Below are 20353 nucleotides of genomic sequence, written 5' to 3'. Positions count from 1 at the left end.
TCCTCTTATCCCTATTATTTAGCAGCCGCTTCTGCCCTTCTTGCTGCAAGACGTTGACGGTAGGCTCGTCTCTTTTGTCTAACAACCGCTCTGCGAGCATTTTTTTTAGCCATTATCTCAGCATAAACACCCGGAGCCCCTTGTTTCACCAAAGCTCCAGCTTTCTCGGTAAGCTCGGCTCCTTGATTCAGCCAATAAAAAATCCGTTCGCTCTTCAGCTGATAATTTTGCTCACTATGAGGATCATACCATCCTAACATCTCAATATATTTACCATCTCTAGGAGATTCCACATCAGCTAGTACTAATCTATATACAACATGGTTCTTTCGCCCTTGTTGTCTTAAACGAATTTTTAACGCCACAGATTCCCTCCAGACATTTTTTTTCTCATCTGTTCCATTTTTTCTCGGGTCATCCCCTTCAAAAATTTCTTGGATTGCATCATTTGCTTGCGAAACTGATTCACATCACCTAAGGTTAGGCCACAGCCCGCAGCGATTCTTTTCATCCGGCTCATATTCAACTCAACCAACTCCTTTCTTTCTTCTGGAGTCATAGAAAGAATAATTGCCTCATTTCTTTTCATTTGTTTCTCGGATTCTTCTAAATCCTTATCACTGGGCTTTGCGCCTCCAAAGCTTGGCATCATATTCATGATTTTACGCAAAGGCCCCAAACGACGAAAAGCTCGCATCTGTTTATGAAAATCTTCATAAGTAAATGTTGCTTTCGTCAATTTTTCTTCTAACTCTTTATGCTCCTCTTCAGAGATGCACTCTCGCATCTTATCGACGAGACTTATAGTATCCCCCATTCCTAGGATACGCTCAGCCATCGACTGAGCATTAAAAAGACGTAGGTCCTTTATTTTTTCCCCACATCCTTCAAATTTAATCGGTTTATTGAGCAGAGACTTCACAGACAAAACAGCCCCAGCTCGAGCATCACCATCTGCCATGGATACAACGATACCCGTCAACCCTAAGCGCTCATCAAAAGCTTTAGCAGCGACTACAGCATCCTGCCCCATGGCAGCATTCATAACAAATAAAGTTTCGGAAGGATTTGTTACACGAGCGATAGCAGCCAACTCATCCATCAACGCCTCATCCACATGAAGCCGTCCAGCTGTATCGACAATCAGCAAATCATAGTCCTGATCCCTTGCATACTGAACAGCTGCCGCTGCCATATCTACAGGTTCTTGCCCCTCCTTTTGGAAAAGATCTGCTCCTGTTTGCTCGATTAAGCCTTTCAATTGATCCACCGCTGAAAAGCGTTTCAAATCGCATGATACTACCAATACTTTTTTAGCCTTCTTTTCTCTAAGAACGTAATCGGCAAGCTTAGCGCAGGTAGTCGTCTTCCCAGCTCCTTGTAATCCGCAAAACAAAATAACAGCAGGCCGCCCCTGCAACGACAAATCAGCCCGATCCGAAGCAAGCGAAGCTACAAGCTCCTCATGCAAACATTTCACAAACTGCTGTCCCGGGGACACCTGTTTCCAGACCTCTTCCCCCACAACTTTTTGCTTCACCTTGGCTATAAAATTTTTTACCGCCAGATAATGCACATCAGCGTCTAGAAGAGCTAACCGAACTTCTCGAATGGAATCAGAAATGCTCTCCTCTGTTACCCTCTTTGCTGCAAAAAGTGAGGAGAAAATACTAGATAGTTTTTGCGATAAAGAATTAATCATCTCTCGAAAAATCCAGAAATCTCCCCAGAGGATACAGCATCACTAGCTTGATTTTCAAGGAAAAAAAACCTATCTAATTGGGCATAATCTTTGAGCACCTGCCCCCGAATTCCTTTGGAGCAAAAAATTTGCTTTACGCTTTCCCCCTGAGTTGAGCCAATTTCTAACCATCCGACCCCTCCCGGAACTAAAATTTCACGAATATGCGCAGCTATGCGACGATAAAATTCCAGCCCAGAAACACCTCCAACCAAAGCTTTCCAAGGTTCGTGACAACGCACTTCGGGATCAGATTCAAAAAACTCCTTGTAGGAAAGATAGGGGGGATTACAGACAAAAGCGTCTGCAGGAGCGCTGAAAGGCTCAAATAAATCTCCCAACAAAAAGTGCACAAGAAGACCATTTCTTTCGGCATTTGACCTGGCTACAGCTAAAGCTTTTGGGCAAACATCCGACAGCACAACATGCACATGAGGACAATGCTTCTTCACAGCCAAACCAATACATCCACTCCCACAACAAACATCATAAAAAATCTTTTTTTCTTTATGTGTTTGCAAATACTCAATAACCTTCTCTACAAAGACTTCGGTTTCTTGTCTTGGGATAAGAACCTCTGGCGAAACCTGTAATTCCACTCCTAAAAAACAAACTTTACCATGAATATATGCTGTGGGATAACGAGATCCCCGCTTCTTCACACACTTCCAATATGCCTTTTGCGCCTGATCCGACAAGCATCTTAAGCCATAGAGAATTCCTCTAGAAGGAACCCCTAGCAGATCCATCATAATATCCTCGGCTTCCCTTTGAGGAAACCGAACCCCTCGCGACTCCAGATACTCCGAAGCCTCTCTAATTAGCTTCTTCATGCCCAAACAATTGTCGATGTGCGTGAGAAACCAGAGCTGTGGTAATCACATCTAACTCCCCTTGCATCACCCGATCTAAATTATACAAAGTCAGACCAATTCGATGATCAGTCACGCGATTTTGAGGAAAATTATACGTTCGAATCCTCTCTGAGCGATCTCCACTACCTACCTGAGCAGAGCGCATCGCTGATGCCTCCTGCACACGCTTTTGCACCTCAGCATCCCGAATACGCGCTTTCAATACGCGCATAGCTTTCGCCTTATTTTTATGCTGGCTCCGCTCATCTTGACAGGTAACCACCACACCGGAAGGAACGTGGGTGATCCGAACAGCGGAATCAGTAACGTTCACATGCTGCCCCCCAGCTCCCGAAGAACGGAAGGTATCGATGCGTAAATCTTTTTCATCAATAAACACTTCCTCGTCATCTTCTGCTGGTTCGGGAAGAACAGCAACAGTCACCGCAGAAGTGTGCACCCTTCCCTGAGTTTCCGTTTCTGGGACCCTTTGGACGCGATGAGTCCCTGCTTCATATTGCAAAAAACGCTTCGCAGCAGTCCCAGAAATTCCCATAACGTATTCTTTGTACCCCCCGAGATCTGATTCCGATGCAGAGAGCACCTCACACTGCCACCCTTTCATTGATGCATAGAGGTGATACATACGCACACAGTCTCCCACAAAAAGGGCAGCTTCATCCCCTCCTGTCCCTGCTCGCAACTCCATAATCACGCTTAAATCATCATCTGGATCCGGAGGAATAAGCAAATTTTCCAATTGCTTAGATAGTCGCTCTAAAGCCTCTTCTCCTCCCTGAATGCCCTCTTCCAGCATAGCCACCATTTCAGGATCTTTTTCTATGGACAAAGCTAGCTTGTCATCATGAAGTATTTTTTTTGCCGAGACAATCGCCTCATGAGCATTTTTAATTTCAGAAAGACGAGCATGCTCCTTACTTAAAGAGCTATACTCCTTGGGATTATTAAAGATATTGGGATCAGATATCTGCTTTTCAACTTCTTCGAGACGCTTTAAGCACTCTAAAATTTTTATTTCCATGAACGACTTCTTCCGCCTTTACTCTCGTGTCTTTCAAACAAAGACCAGAGTGTACATTGGCCACCAATTTTGGGAAACTTTAGACTTTGGCTTAACGCTTGTTCAAGCCTAGGAATTTGTTAAACAAAAAAGCGGGGTTTGCGCCCCGCTTTTTTACCAATTCAAAATTTTCTCACAGACATTATTTTTTCTTTTTAGCTGGAGACTTCTTTTTACTTTTTGAAAGAACTTCTTCTACAGCAGTTTCTGGTTTAGGAGCCACTTGTTTAACACCGCTGTACCGTTTCAAGAATTTATCAACACGTCCCTCAGCGTCCACAAGTTTCTTGCTTCCTGTGAAGAACGGATGCGAAGATGAGGAAACGCTGACATAACATACAGGGTACTCTTGTCCTTCAAAAACCTCGGTTTTATCTGTCTGATACGTAGACCCGCAAACAAATTTGTAACCGGTGGAAGAATCTACAAACAGAACTTGTCTATACTCAGGATGAGTGTTTTTTTTCATTTGACAACCCCAAAATCACTATCTTAGTATGTGAAAATCTCACATAGCAGAGAGGAGAGCATACCCGAACGTTTTATGAAAAAGCAAGAAAAAATGCACTCAGAGTTTCTTCTTAAACTTTTTATTTTTTTCTTTGCTTTCTTCTTTTTCTTGCCACCCGCAGAAGCTCATTCTCCCCGCCATTTGTCTGTTCAAGACAAAATTTTAACTTCTTGTTCCGGAGATTACGCCATTCTTAGTCGCGGATCTCAAAAATTTTTCTTTTTGGTTCGCCACAACTCTCCGGAAGCAACTTGGATTGAGATCTCTGAGTTTTCTTGTTTAACACAACAAGACAAAAAGCTTATCGAACAGTCTTCTTGGAAAGAAGCTTTCCATCAGTTACGCTCCCCTAAAAGCGTGTACCTTTTACAAATTGCTAGAAACAACTTTTCTATTTTTGTTCTCAAAAAAAACGAGTGGACGCATTCCCAGGAAAAAGATTCTTTACCCTTTTTTATCAAAATGCTTCGCCTTCCCCTATCTCCTGCTCCCGCTCATTTAATTAAGTATAAAGGGAAGACACACACACCCTGGTCTCCCCGAACATCTTTTGGTGGAGAAAACATTACTCTACCTTCTAGTGCTTGGGTTGCCGTTTGGCCCAAAGATTCGTCCTCTTTATCGGGAAAAAACATTCTTATGTACTTCTCTGATGATACAAGATTAACCTTCCCGCTCTGGACGAGTATAGACACCCCTACTGGACCCGTCATCATCAAAACCATTGAACTAGGGCACCAAGCTTCTTCGCCTCATCCAAAACTTCCAGATTTTTAGCTCTTTTTCATGCTTTCATCTAAAACGGTTTCCCTGTAGTTTCGAAAAAGCTTTTTGTGTAAGATGAACCTTGGCTTAAAGACCTCCGTATGAATCAAGTAGAGCTTGTTCTGAAAAAATTGGAAATTTTCGCAATAAGAGGCGAAGCGGGGGTCTTCCTATAACGTGAATACCATTAAATTCTCCTAATAACGAGCAATTACATGAGTCGCTTATATTCCTTGAATAAGAGTCGTCGCATTCTTCATTCCTCTTATAAACTGCTGAAAAGCAAGAAAATGCTCTCTTATCCAGACTCTCAAAAAGAATTGCTGGAAACCTTAAAATTGCTCGAAGAAGCCATTTTAGATCAAAATAGAGAAGATGCCTCTCTTTTCGCCAAGCGAGCTCAAGATATTCAAAAAAGATTCCCGCGCTCAAAAATACGCGCAACTTTTGATTTGATTTATGCCTTGACTTGTGCAGCTGTCCTAGCTTTTTTGATCCGTCAGTTCTGGTTTGAGCTATACGAGGTTCCCACCGGCTCTATGCGGCCTACGATTCTTGAGCAAGACCGCATTCTTGTCTCTAAAACTACATTTGGACTCCGCCCACCTTTTAGTAATAAAAACATTGGTTTTACACCAGACGCAATTACCCGAGGAGAGCTTGTTGTCTTTACTGTAGGAAATCTCCCTATCCCCAACGCAGACACCAAATATTTCGGAATCATTCCCGGGAAAAAACGATATATAAAACGATGTATGGGTAAACCAGGAGATACATTATATTTTTATGGAGGCAAAATTTACGGGATAGATCGCAATGGAACTCCCATCACCCCTAAAAACACAGAAACCCTTTACCACGTCCCCTACATCTCTTTCGATGGCACTACAGAAATCTTCGCGCGTTCTGAGGGACAAACGGATGTAATTTTTAATCAATTCCATGCTCCCTGCGGCAAAATTTCCTTGCCTCAACAATCTCCTTATGGACAATTTTTCTATAAGGATACTTGGCACAACGACACTCCCCACGCTTTGAAAAATCCCCATGCCGAGCCTTTAAGCTATGCCGACCTTTTTGGCATGAAAAATTTTGCCATGGTACGCATTCTCACCAAAAAACAGGCAGCACTTACCCACGTCCTCTCTTCTCCTTTTGCAGACACCTATTTGGAGATCGCTCATACACCCAACGTCTCCTATCCTCATCCGCACTTACGGCCGTTCGAAACACAACTGATTCCTACTATCGAACCGATGAAGACCTTGCTCCCCTTAAGAAAGGAGCACATCCATTTGATTCGTAATAACCTTACAACATCTCGGTTCTCTGTAATTGAAGGATACGCCTATAAATATCAACCAACCCCTATTGACACTTCTGGCATAGCGAGAATGTTTGCCCTTCCCATGCCCAACGTTCCAGATGGCTGTTATGAGTTTTCTAAGGGAGATGTATTTAGTATTCATATGGGGGGCTTCCGAACGAAGCTAAAACAACCGCATCCTCTGACGCAGTTAAGCGATTCTCAGGTTATTGATTTATTCAATTGCGGGATTAGTTTTCACACCATCTATATTCCGAAAAACCCTCAATGTGCGCCTTTCCCAAATCGTTATGCCTTTTTCAATCAAGGCAACTTGTTTGTTATGGACTCTCCTGTTTTCATCGACAGCGATCCCTCCTTGCAAAAATTTATCTTAGCGGAGAAAGAAAAAGAGCTCCTATCTTCTGAAGAAAAACCTTATATCGCCTTCATTGATAGAGGCCCTCCTCCAGAATCTACAGAAGAGTTTGTTTCTTTTATCACTAACTTCGGACTTAAAATCCCAGAAGGCCATGTGCTTGTTTTAGGAGATAATTGCCCTATGAGCGCAGATAGCCGCGATTTCGGATTTGTCCCTGTAGAAAACCTTTTAGGATCTCCAATAGCTATTTTTTGGCCCATGAACCGGATAGGGTTGCTAGCTTCCAGCATTACCCCTTTAAGCTTGCCAGGATACCTTGTTAATGGACTCGCCCTGGGAGTGCTTATATATTTTATGGGAGTGTGGTACTACCGAAAGAACCATCGATTATTCCCATAACAACAACAAAAAAAAAGAGGTCTTAACAAGACCTCTTTTACCATTCACACCTCAACGCGAAATCACCTTTAGAGCTATTGAGACAGAATGACCGTTGATGTCCCACTCTTCCCCTTCTTTATGATCAATCAAGGAAACCGAAGTGGTTAACGTCTCTTCACAAATGTACTCCTCATGTCGTGAAAACGCCTCTTGAACAATTTTAGGAGCGTGTAAACGGATAGCAATGCGATCCGATACATGTAACTTCTCGTTTCTTCGCATGGTATTGATCTTATTGACGATTTCTCTAGCTATCCCTTCCAAGATCAGGAATGGGGTCAACTGACAATCCAAAACCGCTACAAAAGAGGAAGAGCTTCTAGCTACGAACCCTGGCGAAGATTCCCAAGAAACCGTAATGTCTTCTTTATCCAAAGAAATCGTTTCTTCTCCCAAAGAAAGGACCATTAGGCCTGTATGCACAAATGCTTGAATCTGCTCTTGTGAAAGTCCCGCTAAAGCTTTTTGAATTTCAGGGAGCCGATTCCCTACCTTCTTGCCCAAAGAACGAAAATTGGGTTTTACAAGAGTTGTTACATATTGCGGAGTTTCTGAACAAAAATGCACTTCCTTAACATTCAACTCCTCACCAATCAACGATTCTGCTTGAGTCAAGGATTCCAGTCGTTCTTTAGCCCCCACAATATACATATTTTGCAGCGGCTGACGAACTTTAAGCTTATGCTCTTTACGTAAAGAATGCCCTAAAGCAACAATCTCCCGAATATCGTTCATTTTTCTTTCTAAATCGGGCAGAATGTTTTCCAAAACAACATGCGGGAAATCGCACAGGTGCACAGATTCAGGATCTGTCTCCATCCGTAATTGCTGATACATATCCTCTGCCGTAAAAGGAATAAACGGAGCGATGACTTTAGAAAAAACTATTAGCACTTCATAGAGAGTCGCAAAGGCTGCTCGACGGTCCGGAGAATCTTCTGCTTCCCAGAAACGTCGGCGAGATCGACGGATATACCAATTTGTTAAATCTTCAATAAAACCTACAAACGGACTTACTGCAGTATGTAAATCATATTGTGCCATACCTTCTCGAGTTTTCCCTACCACACTATACAGAGAAGAAAGAATCCAACGATCTATCTCAGCTAGCTCCAAATCTTGGGTTTTATTTGGGGAAAAACCATATAGCTCTGCATAAGTCTTATAAAAAGCCAAAGCATTAGACAGAGGTAAAAGCACCTGTTTAAGTACAGCCTCTACCCCTTTATCAGAAAATCGCAAATCTTCTGCTTTAACAACGACGCTATGTAGCAAATACAGACGCAAAGCGTCAGCGCCGTATGTATCCATGATCTTTTTAGGACTAGGATAATTATTCAAACGCTTAGACATTTTATTCCCATCTTCAGCGAGAATAATTCCATTCACAATCACATTCTTAAAAGCCGGTTGATCGAACAGAGCTGCGGCAATTACGGTTAACGTGTAAAACCATCCTCGAGTCTGATCGAGGCCTTCCGCAATAAAGTCGGCAGGAAAACGCCCTTCCGTTTCTTCAGCTCGTTCAAAAGGGTAGTGATTTTGAGCGTAAGGCATTGCTCCAGAATCAAACCAACAATCAAAAACATAGGGAACTCTACGGAAAACCTTTCCATCTTTGCGAATGGTTATTTCATCAATAAAATGTCGATGTAAATCCACCACCTTCTGGCCAGATAATTCTTCCAGTTCTTGGATGGACCCAACAACGAGTACATCTCCATCTTCGCTACGCCAAATAGGAATTGGGGTTCCCCAGTAACGATTTCTACTAATCGCCCAATCACGAGCCCCCTCAAGCCATTTACCAAACCGCCCATGTTTGATATGCCCGGGAGTCCAATGAATGGCTTCATTAGCTTTCAGCATCTTACTTTTTACTTTTTCTACGGAAACAAACCAAGAATTGACCGCTTTGTAGATCAAAGGAGAGTCTGTTCTCCAACAAAATGGATAACGGTGGCGAATGGTTCCTTGATAGAATACAGCGTTTTCGCTCTTCAAGCGCCGAATGATTCCCTTATCCGCAGATTTAATGTATTCCCCTACGAAATCCGTTACTTTTTCAGTGTAACATCCTTGATTATCGACAGGACACACCAACGGAACGTTATGCTCCTGACAAACACAAAAATCTGATTCTCCAAAAGCTGGGGCCATGTGAACAATCCCTGTCCCCTCACTTTCTTCAATAAAGTCGGCAGGAAGAATTCGAAAAGCTCCCCGCTCTTGTTCCTCCTGAAAATAAGAAAATAGAGGACGATAGCTTTTCCCAACAAGACTATCCCCCGACAATTGTCCTATCCATTCATAGGACTCTCGATCAGGGAACCAACGAGCTAAACTCTCTTGCCCAAGAACGTACTCCTCTCCCGATCTCTTGTCTCGAATATGAGCATAGGTAAGCTTGGGGTGCACGGCTAAAGCCATATTTGAAACAAGCGTCCAGGGAGTAGTTGTCCATGCCAAAAGAATAGTTGGCTCATCTTGCAAAGCAAACTTTACAACAACGGAAGGATCATCTACCTCTTTATAGTTCTGCCCAGCTTCAAAGTTAGATAGCGGGGTTCCTAGTTTAGTGGAAAAAGGAACAACCTTTGTTCCTTCATACACCAACCCCTGGCGATAAAGAGAATGGAAGACCCACCAAACGCTCTCCATAAAAGTGGGGTCCATAGTCTTCCATGTTGCAGAAAAATCTACCCATCGTCCAATTCTATCTACAAAATATTTCCACTCATCAACATATCGGAAAACGATTTTACGGCACTCTTCATTGAAGTTAGCTATACCAAAGTGCTCAATAGCTCCAGGTTCAATTAAGCCTAAGGATTTTTCTACCTCATACTCAACAGGAACCCCATGACAGTCCCAGCCAAAACGCCGAGGTACATAATGCCCATCCATAGTAGCATAACGACATACGACATCTTTAATCGTACTAGCTAATAGATGCCCATAATGAGGCAAGCCCGTAGCAAATGGAGGCCCATCATAAAAAGAGAAAGTGGGCCCCCCCTCTCGATTTTTTAACGTTTTCTGAAAAATATCTTGCTCTTTCCAAAAAGCTAAAATTTTTTCTTCTTTGGCAGAAAAACTAACCTTATCTTCGTTATCCATTCTTCGATTATTCACTCTGGTTTTGATCCTGTAGAAAACAGTGTTTTCCTGCTCACAAAGTTTGCAGTTTAACCGCTTCCCGAAATCGTTTTTTTCTTAACCAATGGATTATGATAGATTCCTCTTTTAAACCGTTAATTAAAATATACTTCTCGATAACGCTAAAGAGCTCTCTCCTTCCACTTACAAAAAAGGCTTACACTTTCCTGAAAAGCTCCTTCCCCCTTCTATTACCAAACACTATTTTTTTTAGTTGAATAGGTTACAGAAAATCGCATCAAAACAACATTGCGGAAAAGCCCTAGAACCCTTACAATCCTGGCCGCAGGGGGTGTAAAGGTTTCGACTTAGAAATGAAGCGTTAATTGCATGCGGAGGGCGTTGGCTGGCCTCCTAAAAAGCCGACAAAACAATAAATGCCGAACCTAAGGCTGAATGCGAAATTATCAGCTTCGCTGATCTCGAAGATCTCAGAGTTGCTGCTTAATTAGCAAAGTTGTTACCTAAATACAGGTAACCCGGTGTTCGCGAGCTCCACCAGAGGTTTTCGAAACACCGTCATGTATCTGGTTAGAGTTAGGATCTTTTAATTCTCGAGGAAACTAATTCGAAATTTAATGAGAGTCGTTGGTCTCCATAGAGGTTTCTAGCTGAGGAGGCTCAATGTATATTATCTAGAAACTAAGCATGTAGAAGTTAGCGGGGAGTTTGCTAAGGACGAGAGTTCGACTCTCTCCACCTCCATAGGTCTCTTCCTCTGTTTTAGCTTAACAAGGAGCCTTGGATCTTCGTGTCCTCCCAAACAACGAGTCCACCAAGGAACCCGGGAAGCAGCACAGAGAAAGGGACCGTTTTTTTAATTTCTTTACACAAGCTATTAGATCGTGTTTTATCCTTATTTCTGTTAAAATATTTCTTTTGCTTTTAGCAGTTTTTCCTTTCGAATCCCACTTCTCTTTCTTTGTAGCTCCAAGAGCTAGAAGCTTAATATTTTTAGGGAGATATTACTCGTGTATATTTTTTCTGGTTATTTCTTTTTTATGCAGCACGCCCATGGCTCAGACACCTTTCCTGCATGGGATTGCTTACAGCGTAACTATCTTCGTCGCGGCTTAATCACATCTTGCTGTAGCTATGTCCCTGTTTTAAGTACCGCTGTAGGGCTACGCACTCTGTACAACATGCATAAATTAAAGAAAGAGCTAACAGAGCGAACAGGGGGGTTTCTCTGCAAAAACGATCCTAACATCCCCTGTACTTGGTTTCCTTGCTCAATTATTAGAAAAGAGTGGCCCAAAGCTCAGGCAACGGCCGTACAAGAAGTTTTGGGAATTAAGGCGCTTGTTTGCCTCGGAGCTCTTCTTTTGAAGATCTTTCGAGCTGTAAGAGCTTTTTTCTACAGAACCTTTTGCACCAATTCCCCTGTTACTCCAAGCGCTTGCACCTCCGCAAACACCTTAGGATGCCCCAGCCCCTCTCAAACACCTGTGTACGAAACCCCAAGTGGCTATTAAAACTTTCTAAAAAAGCTTGCCCACTAGAGTAAGACTTGCTTCCAATTAAGCACCATCTTTGATAGCCAAAACAATATAGGCTGGGAAGGCAAAATGGTTGTTAGGTCTGGAAACGCACTCTAAAACTACACGTTTTCCTAGCCATTTGCTTAGATCAATATTTGTGGCATAGACAAAAGCCAGCACATTCTCCCCGTCTTTCAAAAGATAATCTCCGGGATTATTTTTAACGACATGAGGATACACCTCGAGCTCTCCAGTCAGGACACGTTTTTTCCTCTGCTCATCCCTATAAAAAGATTCCATGGTCAGCCCAGCTCGACTCTCTTCTGGCTGAAGGCTCACCCAAATCTCATACAAAGATCGCTCAAGACTCTCTCTACCTTCTAAGACGGGAGACGTCTTCACACACTCTTTTTTACGAATGTAATGAGACAACAACGAACCCTTTACAGAGCCCAAATCTTGAATAGGATCTGCCGCAACAGGCGGAGTGTCTGAGACCTTCGCCTCCTCAACGGCTGTCAATACCGGAACCTCTAAAGAAGAGGAGGCTATCGCCTCTTCTACAATTTTATGTTGCGCTTCCTGCGGCTTCTGAACATTCTTTTCTAGGGATTTAGCGAGAAAAGCCTCCTGCACTCTTTCCAAGGCCTTTTGCACCATAGGCTGCAACCCCGGAACATCTTTAAACTCTTCTGCCTGAGCCAGATTCATTTTTTTATAGATAGCATCCAAATCAATATCTTCTACCTTTTTTTGTAGCTCAGCACTAGCAAAATTCATGGCAGAATCTAATAAATCTAAAGCGAGTTTTTTCTGTCCTTCTTTTTGATTATACAGTTCTAAGGCGCCAACATTTTTGACAAAATTTTTAGCCACATAAAAGACGCACTGTTTTGGGAGAGCTATTTCCAGCCATTTTCCCTGAGCAGCACCCAAGGTTTCCACACTAGTCCCCTTAGATAATCTTGCTAGAATAGGAGCCGAGGTCGATGGTTCCAAACGAACGTTGACCTTTTCTCCTTCAATGACATTATCTAAAACGAACGTTCGAAATACATAACCCCGCATCCCTTCAGGGGCAGCCACTACATAATAATCTTTACTTTCTCCTAAAACAGCCAGATAGTCGCCTTTAGACAACTCCTTAATGATAAAACTATCCGTGTGTGGAGCCAGACGCAATCGCACACGATTTCCTTTAATTTCTCCTGTAAACGGAGAAAAAGCCGCTTTATCATTAACTGAAGCATCAACTTTCGCACTGGAAAAATCCGCAGCACACAAGCAGGTGTTTGCCCCACAAGAAAGGGCGAAAATGAGCATAGAAATAGACAACGTTCGCACGAAAAAAACTCCTGCAATTCGCTAAAACCCAAGCCTCTATCGAGACATTCGCAGCCCTAGAAGACGCAACCTCCAGAGAGGGGGATTATCATTGACTTAAAAGAAAAAGTCAACCGCGACTATCGGTCCTTACCCCAAGAGCTCCAGTCCATACCAGCCTATCTTTACGTATAAAGAACAGCTTTCACGTGTTCACAATAGGGCTGTCCACAGGTACACCCGATCGGTGTTCCCAAATACACATTAAACTGCTCTTCAGGATTCAAAGGATCTGTGACGGTGTACATTTTTTCTCCGCTTTGAGCAATGTCCCAAGAACGAAAAGTTAAATCCTCTTCCGAAACCACACTGTCTTCTTCCTCTCCCGCGGCTCGGCCAATTTGACAATGCAAACAATTGCAATGAGGCTCAGGCTTAGCTAAAACAGACGTAGCCCCCAAGGATAAAGAGCGCAACACCTGCGCCAACTTCTCTAAAAGATCGGCAGGAAGATCAGGATAATCTTTGTGTTCCGGAGAGTGTTGCAATAACAAATCAATAGACCCTGCCCCGCCTAAAAGCATGGACACCAAGCCTTTTTGAGAAAAAACTTGTACCTCACACCCTTTAGCCACTTGTTGAATGGCGCCTAACAAAGACCCTATTTTCTCCTCTTCCTTATTTTTCTGAGGACATGTTGATTCCAGATAGAGCAAATGCTCTTGAAAAGCCTCATCGATAATCGCTTGCTTAAGATTAGGAATAGAAACTGTCTCTCCGTCAATCAGATGAAGCTTTAAGGTAGCGCACCCTTCTGTGCCCCCGTCATAGGACTCTATGAAAGCCACTTGACTCCATCGAGCTGAAACATAGGGGGGGATACAAATGAATTGATCATTAATTTTGACCTTCATAACAACCTCCAACAGAAGGACTCGCTTTCTCCGGCATTGTAGTTAAGGGAGGCATTTTTGACAAACAGATTAGCAGATAAGCCTCCCGATTGCTAAAAACTTACATCCTCCCCCTCGAACAAAGACATGTTTTAATTTGTCTTAATATGGTACACATCGAAGCAGCTTCCCTCTTATCCTCGAGTAAATTAGGAACTTGCAATGAAAAAAACCTCCGTTATTGACACCAGTGTTTTTATTTACGATCCAGAGGCCCTCTCCTCTTTATCTAACACTCGTATCATTATCCCTTTTACAGTAATCGAAGAGTTAGAGTCTTGCGCCAAATTTCGTGACGAATCTGGAAAAAACGCTTCTCGAGCATTAGGAAACATTCGTCTGCTACTGGAACAATCAGACAAATCCGCTACAGGCCAGATTTTTTTAAAAAACGGCAGCGAGTTATGCATTGAGGTTTCTCCTTTAGCAAATTTTTCCACCAATGAAAAACCTAAAAAACACCTCACTCTAGAATTATTACAAATCATTTCCCAACGAGAACCCGTAATTTTCGTAACCAAAAGCCTGAGCCGAAGGGTGTACGCAGAGGCTTTAGGTATTGAGGCTAAAGACTACGAAAACAAATGCGTCTCCTTCCGCTCTCTCTATCGTGGCCACAGAAGACTTAAGGTATCAAACAGCTCTATAGAATATTTTTACAAAGACGGCTCGATAGCCTTCCCCTCAGATCTTACTCCCTTACCCTCCCCCAACGAATACTTCTTCCTTTCAGGAGATGACGAAAACCACTCTGCCCTCGGTCGTTATAGCCCTAAAGACAATAAAATCATTGCTCTAAAATCCCTTCCAGAGAAAATTTGGGGAGTGAGTCCTCTAAATAGAGAGCAACGCTGCGCGCTAGATCTACTACTAAGGGATGACATCAAACTCGTTACCTTGATGGGACAGGCTGGGTCCGGTAAAACAGTCCTGGCTTTAGCCGCCGCTATGTATCAAGTTTTCGACAAGCCTAAATACAACAAACTTCTGGTTAGCAGACCCATTATTCCAATGGGGAAAGACATCGGATTTCTTCCTGGAATAAAAGAAGAAAAGTTGATGCACTGGATGCAACCCATTTATGATAATATGGAGTTTCTGTTCGACGCTAATAATATGGGAGACTTCGCAGAAACCCTGCAAAGTTTGATGGAGACCAAAAAGCTAGAGATGGAAGCACTCACCTATATCCGAGGACGCTCCTTACCCAAAGTATTCATGATCATTGATGAAGCACAAAACCTCACTCCACACGAAATCAAAACTATTATCTCGCGAGCAGGGAAAGGCACAAAAATTGTTTTAACAGGAGACCCTACTCAGATAGACAGCTTGTATTTCGACGAAAACTCCAATGGTCTTACCTATCTTGTGGGAAAATTTCATCATTTATCTCTATACGGACACATGTTCATGACTCGAACAGAACGTTCCGAGCTTGCTGCCGCAGCTGCAACCATTCTTTGATCCTCTTCCTTCGCCACTGCAGCAATCATCTGGTACAAAGCTCTTACAAGAGCTTTGTATTCCTAATCACAACTAATAAATAGAGGGAAAATCCGTTTTTCCCCTAAATACCCGATAAATATAGATCGTGTAAGCAATAACAAAAGGAAGAGCTATTAAAACGATCTTAATGAGATGTTGCAAGGCCCCCGGTTCTACAGCTGAATTAAAAATCGTTAAGGTATAACGGTTATCTACAGAAGACACGAGTAAGTTAGGGAAAAGCAACACGTTATAAGCCAGTATGGGGAACAGTAAATTGATACAAGAAAAAACAAATGCTTTGCCATACTTAGCAGCTGTCACAGCCATTTTTGCTGCATAGCAACAAGAAAGTGTTGCTAAAGCCAGCAAAATCAATACCGGATAAGCAGGAATACCCGAGCCACCTCCAACACGACAACAAACTCCGACAGCCTGAGGCAAATCTAAAATTGTTGCAATGAGCAAGCTGATATACAAAACTAGATAACCTGATAAAACATAAGAAAACCGATTTCTTAGGCGAAGTTGCAAACCTTCTCCTGTTTTCATCAAAGCGAAACTAATCCCATGCAAAGCAAAAGCAGCGACTACAAATAGTCCGCATAATACGGGATAGGGTCGTAAAAAGAGCTTCCAGGACAAAGCACTATAAGAAGTATCCGGAGCTATTGGCAGCCCAAGCAATAGATTCCCAGCAAAAGTTCCTAAAAAAAAGCTAATCGACATCCCTGAAGCAGAAAAAAGAATATCCCAAAAACATCTCCAGCGATGAGACTCTGCTTTACTTCGAAATTCTAAAGAGCAGCCTCGGAATATATACAGCATAACCATAGTCCAGATGGGCATATAGAAGATGGACAACAGGGTACCATAGGCTGTCGGGAAACCTGCAAATAAACCTGCAAACATGATCACGAGCCACACTTCATTCCCGTCCCAAACAGGGCCTATTGAGTTTAAAAGCCATCGACGCTCCTTCTCTTCTTTAGAAAGAAAATAGATCGTGCTTAATCCCAAATCAAAGCCTTCCCCTAAAGCGTAAGCAAATACAGCGATGCAAAGAATTGCGTACCAAATAACAGGAAGCATCATTGTTAAAGAAATTTCCATAATGAATGCCCTCACAAATCTCTTTCTATAAGATCTTTTTCATCAGGTCCCTCGCCAATTTTTTTCAAAAGAAGCGAAACGAAAAGACTCAATAAACAGATAAAAACGATTGAAAACAGAATTAAAGACTGCCAAATTTGTCCAGAATGAACGATAGGTGACGTTGCATCTTTAGTTTTTAACAAACCATAAACAACCCAAGGCTGACGGCCTACTTCTGTAGAGATCCAGCCGATTTCGTTACACAACTCAGGACAGAATACAGAAAGCGAAAGTATCCATAAAATTCCCTTCCTACACGCCCAAGTTTTCTTCTTGTGCACAGCCAAAGCTATCAAAGCTAAAAGGAGCATAACTCCCCATAACATGACCATTAAGTGATACGTTTGAAAAACAAAAGCCACATTTGGCCACTCATCTTTGGGAAACTGGTCTAGGCCTTTAACGGGAGTTTTCGCATTTCGATGAACCAAAAGAGATAATCCGGAAGGAATTGGAATGCCAATAACGCGCTCGTTTTTCATATCAACAACGCCGAACAAGTAGATCGGCGTATGTTCTTGAGTTTTAAAAACTCCTTCAAAAGCAGCAAGTTTTGCGGGCTGATGCTTAGCAACTCCTCGAGCTGTGACATCTGCCGACCAAAGCTGTAACATCAAAACAATCAAAGCTGTAAACACCCCCAGCTTCAATCCTTTTTCCGCGAACTCTGTATGACGCTTTTTGCGCAAATAATGAGCGCTTACCGATAAAACAAGAAATATTCCTGATAACCAAGCTCCAAGGACAACATGCGTGAAACGCTGCAAAGCAGAAGGAGATAATACCGCAGCCCAAAAAGAAGTCATTTGAGGAACCAAAACTCCATTACGCATAACCATTTCATAACCAGCAGGAGTCTGCATCCAAGAATTTGCACAAACAATCCAAAAAGCGCTCATATGCGCCCCTAAAGCTACCATACAAGCTGCGAAAAAATGCATTTTCTTGGATACCTTATGTCGACCGAATAACAAGACTCCTAGAAACCCTGATTCCAAGAAAAAAGCAAACATGCCTTCGCTTCCTAAGAACATGCCAAAGATATTCCCTGTATATTCTGCAAATCGAGACCAATTGGCTCCGAAAGAAAAAATTTGCATGATTCCAGTAACAACCCCAACCACAAAAGTCAGAGTGAAAATTTTAATCCAAAACCAAGTCAATTGGTTATAAATGCTTTTTTTCGTAAACAGGTAGAGCCCTTCCATAAGAACTATCATCATGCTTAATCCTAAACTAATAGGAACAAAGAGATAGTGAAACCCAATAAACAGCGCAAATTGCACCCTCGCCAATATCTCAGCACTCATACTTGGCTCTCCAAATCAAACACTACTTGCATTCTCTGTAGTTATATACTATGCGCGTTTCCCTGTCATTAGTTGTTAAAGTCGTCCTTTTCCACAAAATACTTTGCCATTAACCCTCTTCCAGCTAAACTGGGGATGAGTCCTCTCCCTAGGGGGTTCTTGAAAACCTTCCTTGGGCTCGGTTCGCTTTTCGCTTATGATAAGTTTCGGGGATTTTGCAGAATTTCTTGTTCTGTTGAAAAATAATGAAAACACTTCAACTGCTAGGGTTATCTTAATAGATGTTCGTAGGTATAATGTATTACGCCACACCTCTGTTGGAGATAGCTTTAATTTGGGTGGTCCTCAATTACTTACTAAAGTTTTTCTGGGGAACAGCAGCTATGGACTTAGTCTTTGGTCTGCTCTCTTTTCTTTGTCTATTTGTTCTTGCAGAAAAGCTTCATCTCCCTGTTATTCGCAATCTGATGCTCCATGTAGTCAATATTGCGGCAATCGTAGTGTTTATTATCTTTCAACCAGAAATTCGTCTTGCGCTCTCTAGGGTGCGCTTACGCAGAGGAAAATTCGTAATCAACCTGCAAGACGAATTTATTGATCATTTTACGGCCTGCGTTTATCGCATGGCCGAACGACAAATAGGAGCTCTTATCGTACTGGAGAACGAGCGTCTCTTAAATGAGCTGCTGAATCTCTCTGCTGTAAAAATCAATGCGGACTTTTCTGAAGAACTGCTTGAAGCCATCTTCGAACCGTCTTCCCATTTACATGACGGCGCTGTTCTGATGAAAGGAGAAACTATCTCCTACGCACGAGTGATTCTCCCTCTTGCCCATGATACCACACAACTCTCACGCTCCATGGGGACTCGCCATCGAGCAGCACTGGGTGCTAGTCAACGCACCGATGCTCTCGTAGTTGTTGTGTCGGAAGAGACCGGAGCTGTCTCTTTAGCCCGAGATGGGATCTTAACTCGCGGAGTGAAAATGGATAGATTTAAAGCCATTTTACGAAGTATTCTAACTCGCAATGAACGAAAGACAAACCCTATTATCTCCTGGATGCGTAAAAAATGATCAATTTCGTCTCTTGGGTTTCTCGTAACTGGCTCCAAAAGCTAGTTTCTTTGGGCTTTGCCATTATCATTTGGGCATTAGCTAACCAGTCCATTACGGTAACAAGAACCTTTCATAATATTCCTGTACGTGTAATTGATCTAACTCCAGAGCAAACAGTTATTGGTTTGCAAGCCAATGGTTTGTTGAAGAAAAAAGTAGCCATGATGATAACCGGGAATAAATCGGTTATCGAAAAACTTCGCCCTACGAACCTTGAGATTGTTATTAGTGCTAAAGGAAGAACAGAAAGTTGGATAGAAACAATAAACCCATATAATTTGGTTTGTTTGGATTCCGACATTCACCTACGCAAAAATATCAAAAGTGTAACGTCGGAAGATATTTTCATTCGTCTAACTCAGTTCGTGACAGAGGATATCTCTGTCACAATTACGAAACCTATAGGGAGAGCTCCGAAAGGATATGAATACCTTGATGTTTGGCCAAAGTACTTAGTGCAAAAAGTAAGTGGTCCTAAGGAATACGTTTCTTCTTTAAAGGATCACGGATTAGAGCTGACTTTTAATCTCAATAAGGTTTCTTTCGAAGAGCTAGACCGCAGTCGTCTAGCTCAAGGGAATCTTGATGAGGTCGTCTATCCTGTTCCTGAAGATTGGAAAAAAGTATTTATTCCCTTTGATAATAGCTATGTGGAATTAAACGATCCGCAAGCGGATTTTTTACGACTCCTGTTCTTAAAACAAGAATTTATTCCCTTGAATATCAATCTTCCTGTTCTTCTATTTTTCCCTGTAGAAAACAGCCAGTTTGTAAATCCTCAAAATTATTATCTCGAACAGAATGCCCCCTTGGTCTTGAACCATGGAATTTATCAAATGGACCTCCCTCTTTACGTAAAAGACGTCAGCCATCTATTCCTGGATGTGGTAAAAAATAATATGGCGCTTACCATCATTATGGAGCCTCCTATAAAATCTCAAAAAGAACACTTCATCCATTGGGCTGTAGAATTTTTAGACGAAAAAACTTTAGAAGACACTTTTGTTCAAGCAGTTATTGCGCAAGATCGCGAAACCAATAAACACATGATCCTTGACGAGGCAGGAATCCGGCACCGCTTTAGAGAATACTTGCGGAAACTTACACTATTTGATCAAGATGGAGAGCCTTTGGCTTTAACAGCAAGAACATCCGGGAATAAGGTGATCATTCAAGTAGCCTCTTCCTCTTTAAAGAAAAAACCTTCCTGATTGTGACAAGCTTTTTTTCAACTGAAGAGGCAATTTATACAAAAAAGCTTCTATTTTGCTAGGCTCCTATCTAT

At 42.3% G+C, this 20353-nt stretch carries 16 protein-coding genes and 1 other RNA gene; 7 read left to right on the top strand and 10 right to left on the bottom strand.

Translation table 11 applies throughout. From position 1 onward, the window contains the following. Positions 1–14 precede the first annotated feature (14 nt). The 5 genes from B6E89_RS00140 to B6E89_RS00120 form a co-directional block, all read right to left on the bottom strand. Positions 15–365 carry a 30S ribosomal protein S16 gene (locus tag B6E89_RS00140; protein ID WP_035405489.1) on the bottom strand — a complete coding sequence of 117 codons (351 nt, stop codon included), beginning with the start codon at positions 363–365 and terminating at the stop codon, positions 15–17. Continuing rightward, the gene (ffh, locus tag B6E89_RS00135) at positions 356–1702 is read right to left on the bottom strand and encodes a signal recognition particle protein (protein WP_080124185.1); all 1347 of its coding nucleotides are present in this window, start codon (positions 1700–1702) and stop codon (positions 356–358) included. The genes B6E89_RS00140 and ffh overlap by 10 nt, the downstream gene beginning before the upstream one ends. Beyond that, positions 1699–2574: a peptide chain release factor N(5)-glutamine methyltransferase gene (gene prmC / locus B6E89_RS00130; protein WP_080122853.1), complete on the bottom strand. Its 876-nt coding sequence runs from the start codon at positions 2572–2574 to the stop codon at positions 1699–1701. Before prmC ends, ffh begins: the two co-directional genes overlap by 4 nt. After that, positions 2558–3637, bottom strand: coding sequence for a peptide chain release factor 1 (gene prfA, locus B6E89_RS00125; protein ID WP_035405481.1), 1080 nt, complete (start codon positions 3635–3637; stop codon positions 2558–2560). Before prfA ends, prmC begins: the two co-directional genes overlap by 17 nt. Positions 3638–3818: 181 nt before the next feature. Further along, a complete protein-coding gene (locus tag B6E89_RS00120; protein ID WP_035405476.1) occupies positions 3819–4145 on the bottom strand; it encodes a type B 50S ribosomal protein L31 in 327 nt (108 codons plus the stop codon). A 75-nt stretch (positions 4146–4220) separates the two neighbouring features. Between B6E89_RS00120 and B6E89_RS00115 the strand changes: the two genes are divergently transcribed. Both B6E89_RS00115 and lepB read left to right on the top strand, forming a co-directional pair. Further along, complete coding sequence (locus tag B6E89_RS00115; protein WP_035405473.1) at positions 4221–4964, top strand: hypothetical protein; 744 nt, start codon at positions 4221–4223, stop codon at positions 4962–4964. Positions 4965–5152: 188 nt separating this feature from the next. Beyond that, a complete protein-coding gene (gene lepB / locus B6E89_RS00110; protein ID WP_099156058.1) occupies positions 5153–7039 on the top strand; it encodes a signal peptidase I in 1887 nt (628 codons plus the stop codon). Positions 7040–7090: 51 nt separating this feature from the next. Here lepB and ileS read toward each other — a convergent pair whose 3' ends face one another. After that, on the bottom strand, positions 7091–10201 hold the full coding sequence (gene ileS, locus B6E89_RS00105) for an isoleucine--tRNA ligase (protein ID WP_080132804.1): 3111 nt from the start codon (positions 10199–10201) through the stop codon (positions 7091–7093). A 327-nt stretch (positions 10202–10528) separates the two neighbouring features. Here ileS and ssrA point away from each other — a divergent pair. Both ssrA and B6E89_RS00095 read left to right on the top strand, forming a co-directional pair. Beyond that, positions 10529–10948, top strand: a transfer-messenger RNA (tmRNA) gene (gene ssrA, locus B6E89_RS00100). 293 nt (positions 10949–11241) lie between these two features. Beyond that, a complete protein-coding gene (locus B6E89_RS00095; RefSeq protein WP_307781489.1) occupies positions 11242–11715 on the top strand; it encodes a hypothetical protein in 474 nt (157 codons plus the stop codon). 45 nt (positions 11716–11760) lie between these two features. On the opposite strand, the gene B6E89_RS00090 is transcribed toward B6E89_RS00095, so the two are convergent. Both B6E89_RS00090 and B6E89_RS00085 read right to left on the bottom strand, forming a co-directional pair. Continuing rightward, entirely contained in the window at positions 11761–13044 is a 1284-nt protein-coding gene (locus B6E89_RS00090; protein ID WP_080127015.1) for an SH3 domain-containing protein, read from the bottom strand. Between the two features lie 185 nt (positions 13045–13229). Further along, positions 13230–13958: a hypothetical protein gene (locus tag B6E89_RS00085; RefSeq protein ID WP_035405464.1), complete on the bottom strand. Its 729-nt coding sequence runs from the start codon at positions 13956–13958 to the stop codon at positions 13230–13232. Between the two features lie 201 nt (positions 13959–14159). Here B6E89_RS00085 and B6E89_RS00080 point away from each other — a divergent pair, with 201 nt between their 5' ends. After that, entirely contained in the window at positions 14160–15464 is a 1305-nt protein-coding gene (locus tag B6E89_RS00080) for a PhoH family protein (protein WP_080123454.1), read from the top strand. A 72-nt stretch (positions 15465–15536) separates the two neighbouring features. Here B6E89_RS00080 and cydB read toward each other — a convergent pair whose 3' ends face one another. Together cydB and B6E89_RS00070 are read right to left on the bottom strand one after the other, a co-directional pair. After that, on the bottom strand, positions 15537–16598 hold the full coding sequence (gene cydB, locus B6E89_RS00075; RefSeq protein ID WP_080123453.1) for a cytochrome d ubiquinol oxidase subunit II: 1062 nt from the start codon (positions 16596–16598) through the stop codon (positions 15537–15539). Between the two features lie 11 nt (positions 16599–16609). After that, a complete protein-coding gene (locus B6E89_RS00070) occupies positions 16610–17950 on the bottom strand; it encodes a cytochrome ubiquinol oxidase subunit I (protein ID WP_080121060.1) in 1341 nt (446 codons plus the stop codon). Between the two features lie 281 nt (positions 17951–18231). On the opposite strand from B6E89_RS00070, the gene cdaA reads away from it, so the two are divergent. After that, positions 18232–19026 carry a diadenylate cyclase CdaA gene (gene cdaA, locus B6E89_RS00065; RefSeq protein ID WP_035405453.1) on the top strand — a complete coding sequence of 265 codons (795 nt, stop codon included), beginning with the start codon at positions 18232–18234 and terminating at the stop codon, positions 19024–19026. Beyond that, a complete protein-coding gene (locus tag B6E89_RS00060) occupies positions 19023–20279 on the top strand; it encodes a YbbR-like domain-containing protein (protein WP_080121059.1) in 1257 nt (418 codons plus the stop codon). The genes cdaA and B6E89_RS00060 overlap by 4 nt, the downstream gene beginning before the upstream one ends. Positions 20280–20353 lie beyond the last annotated feature (74 nt).

This window comes from Chlamydia suis (assembly GCF_900169085.1).
GTDB classification, from domain to species: Bacteria; Chlamydiota; Chlamydiia; order Chlamydiales; family Chlamydiaceae; genus Chlamydia; species Chlamydia suis.
This window is presented reverse-complemented; position numbering and strand designations above follow the sequence as displayed.